The 1,003-nt window shown below is 58.2% G+C and carries 2 protein-coding genes; both read left to right on the top strand.

The window, feature by feature from the left end; genetic code table 11:
- Positions 1-64: 64 nt before the first annotated feature.
- Positions 65-463, top strand: coding sequence for an amidase family protein (locus tag JQ586_RS40340; RefSeq protein ID WP_212400167.1), 399 nt, complete (start codon positions 65-67; stop codon positions 461-463).
- A partial coding sequence (locus tag JQ586_RS40345) for a sulfite exporter TauE/SafE family protein (RefSeq protein WP_212400168.1) occupies positions 444-1,003 on the top strand: 560 nt, incomplete at its 3' end. The genes JQ586_RS40340 and JQ586_RS40345, both read left to right, overlap by 20 nt.

Genomic DNA, 1,003 nt, shown 5'->3' on the forward strand with positions numbered 1-1,003 from the left:
CTGATGAAGGAGGAAGCGCGTTGGGAAGTTGAGCAGGCGATGCGTTTGTCGGCACTTGACGTGCTTGAGGCGTCCGCTCGCCGAGCCGAATGGTGTCGCGCGGTCCAGCGATTATTCAAGACCTACGATTTCCTGGTGCTTCCCCACTGCACAGTGTTTCCCGTTCGATGCAAGGGTAGCGTGGCCGAAAGAGATAGGCGGTTGCAAGATGGATATTTACCATCGCTGGATAGAGGTGGTGATCTACGCCACGCTCGTCGGCTGTCCAGTGGTCAACGTGCCGGCAGGATTTTCGCAGCAGGGCTTACCGATGGAGCTGCAGGTTGTAGGCCCCTGTCATGGTGATCTGGCCTGTCTTCAACTCGCCTATGCCTACGAGCAGGCGACACGGTGGAGTTCGATCAGACCCGCCGACGTGATGTTCATGACCGAGGAGCGGGCAAATGGGTGCGCTCGCGCTTAGTCACACTGCATGGCTTGCCGCGGCTCTTGCTGGAGCTGGTGCCTGCACTGGAATCCTGGCGGGATTATTCGGGGTAGGAGGCGGAACTGTCATCGTTCCTGTGCTTTATGAGGTCTTTCAGCTCTACGGCGTTCCAGATGACGTCCTGATGCCGCTCTGCGTCGGGACCTCGCTTGCCGTTATCGTGCCGACCTCGATTTCGTCTTTCACAGGCCACTACAGGAAGGGCGCGGTCGATATCCGCGTGCTCAGGATGTGGGCATTCCCGATTGTCGTCGGTGTGCTTGGCGGCGTCTATGCTGCCTCGGTAGCGAAGCCGATTGTGTTCAAGAGCGTCTTTATCATCGTCTGCATGTTTCTAGCGGTCAGGTTGCTTGCTGGCAAAGACACCTGGCAGTTAGGGAAAGTCCTGCCCGGTACGACCGCTATGGCGGGCTACGGTCTCGTCATCGGCTCGTCTGCCTCGTTGATGGGGATCGGTGGTGGGCTTGTCGCAAACGTTGTCTTGACCCTTTACCGCTTTCCGATTCATGCGGCGAT

Origin of the sequence: Bradyrhizobium jicamae, from assembly GCF_018130215.1 — a bacterium.
Lineage (GTDB): Bacteria > Pseudomonadota > Alphaproteobacteria > Rhizobiales > Xanthobacteraceae > Bradyrhizobium > Bradyrhizobium jicamae_A.